This is a genomic window from Oceaniferula flava, from assembly GCF_016811075.1.
GTDB classification, from domain to species: domain Bacteria; phylum Verrucomicrobiota; class Verrucomicrobiia; order Verrucomicrobiales; family Akkermansiaceae; genus Oceaniferula; species Oceaniferula flava.
This window is the reverse complement of sequence record NZ_JAFBGL010000032.1, coordinates 1-999: the sequence shown is the minus strand read 5'-3', so window position 1 is coordinate 999 and position 999 is coordinate 1. Positions and strand designations below refer to the sequence as shown.

Annotated in this window: 1 protein-coding gene; it reads right to left on the bottom strand. The window is 47.1% G+C overall.

The window, feature by feature from the left end:
* The coding region (locus JO972_RS16725; protein ID WP_309491232.1) for a hypothetical protein at nucleotides 1-363 on the bottom strand (363 nt) is incomplete at its 3' end.
* Between the last annotated feature and the right edge of the window lie 636 nt (nucleotides 364-999).

The window sequence follows — 999 nt, the reverse complement described above, 5'->3', positions numbered from 1 at the left end:
AGCTAACCGTTCGGCAGTCAGTGATGTGTGACGATTTAAGATTTCGATCAAGCGCTGTCCTTTTGTGAGGGCTGTCGGTTGTTCTCTACGTTCGGCAATAATAATGAAAAGACAGGTAATACCCATACTGGCTATTTTGGTTGGTATTCTTGCTGTGACATCTTCTTGGTTCAGCATTCGTCCATCCTCAGAACATCGATATAAGGATATGTTAGCACGTGAAGCTGCAGAACCTGGATCCGTTTCATCTGATGAGTGGGTGATGAGCAAGGATGATGAAGGTATGACCGCGTTAGCGCTTCTTTTCGTAGGAGTGCCATCGTTGTTGATGACGTCTTGTTTGGGTTTGGTTATCGCGGCCATAACTGGAAGGCGCCGAATGCTGTGCTATGCTCTAGGAGGTGTATGGATATGTTTAGGTGGTATTCTTCACGCATTTGTATGGCTAACCTGATTGCGAAGAATGTGGCCGAACAAGTCGCTGCATCCGACTGTTAACCGTTCGTAGTCCGAAGCCATTTTACAGTTAAAGCCATGCTTGATTTGCGGCGGTTTTACACGCAGCGGTTGAGCTTTACGTTAGATAAGAATAAGAATTCTGAGTCTCTGTGTTCATTGACCTGACGATGGGAAGTCGTTCGGTTTTTGCATCATGATGACTACATCATCATGCGGCACCCGGAAGGGGATCGAGACGCGATTAATAATGAGCAGGGTGAATCACTAGGGTAACGCATCACGGATTACGGAAGCGTTCCTTCGTCTCTCCTTCCTCCATCCGTCATGCTGGCCGACGTTTTCTCACTCCTATGATGACCGGTTTAGCGTCGGATAGATTTAGATTGAAGCGTCAGAACTTCGGTGAAGCGCACACCTTCTCAGTGTGAATCTGCAATGACCAGAACGGATCTAACAAGTCATTGCGGCCGACCGGATACCGTCCCTAGTCCGAGAAACATTCTACACGCATGGGACATTCTACATATTCGACCATTGATT